The sequence below is a fragment of the Microbulbifer sp. 2205BS26-8 genome (assembly GCF_030731025.1).
In the GTDB taxonomy this organism is placed as follows: Bacteria; Pseudomonadota; Gammaproteobacteria; order Pseudomonadales; family Cellvibrionaceae; genus Microbulbifer; species Microbulbifer spongiae.
In genome coordinates, this window is sequence record NZ_JAVAMR010000161.1 from 1 (window position 1) to 768 (window position 768).

The following is a 768-nucleotide window of genomic DNA, read 5'->3' on the forward strand; positions in this document are numbered from 1 at the left end:
GAGCCACAGGGAGGCCTACTTTATTGCAAGTCTCAGGTAGCCCAGAGCTGTAGACAGCCGATCTATAGGGGTGCAAGCCCCAGGATTAATTGGCTAAAACTGCCCGAAGCATTGTATAATCACAAACCTAAACAACTAACAGATTAACATAACAGGCTTCAAATGTTAAAAAAAATAGCTCTTATTTCTTTAATTGGTGGAACTTCATTAAACTCCTTGGCAGCCACTCAAGAGGTTGAAATAACAGGTGTAGGCATCAGTAACTCTACGAAAACTGTTTATATCGGTGTCTCTCCAAATATTTCTGACACCTCATGCAGTGGAAGCTCCCAAGTAAGAATTTCTTTAGTCGATAGTACTGTTGCCCGAGAAGTGTATTCGTCAGCATTGACCGCTTTCGCCTCTTCAAAAACTGTCAAGGTTGGATATGATGATTCTAGTTCAGCAGAGTGCCTACTCAATAATCCAGTAGTACAGAGTTTCTACTTAATAAAATAAGCCTAATTAAAACCACCAAACTCCAGACAGTTTTAGAAAGCGGGAGCCCTGAAGTTATAAGACAAGAGCCACAGGCGGTTATCCCGCTGGCGTCAAGGGAATCAAAGTCGTTAGCGCATATCGAGTAACCGTGGAGAGCGGTTAACCTTCTTTGTCTAACTTGTAGACCATCTCCAAATGCCTCAAGACAAGATCTAGATACTTGGGGCTCAACTCATTAAGCATCTCTATATATTCCGCCATTGGCTCCTTTGAGGGCCTTTCTATACC

At 42.6% G+C, this 768-nt stretch carries 1 protein-coding gene; it reads left to right on the forward strand.

Features of this window, described 5'->3' with window-relative positions; translation table 11 throughout:
- The first annotated feature begins 162 nt into the window (after nucleotides 1-162).
- Nucleotides 163-498, forward strand: coding sequence for a hypothetical protein (locus Q5Y71_RS17045; RefSeq protein WP_306043267.1), 336 nt, complete (start codon nucleotides 163-165; stop codon nucleotides 496-498).
- Nucleotides 499-768 lie beyond the last annotated feature (270 nt).

Bases quoted from the DNA above. Each gene is read 5' to 3' on its own strand.
- Q5Y71_RS17045 (WP_306043267.1), top strand. From the start codon at position 163: ATGTTAAAAAAAATAGCTCTTATTTCTTTAATTGGTGGAACTTCATTA.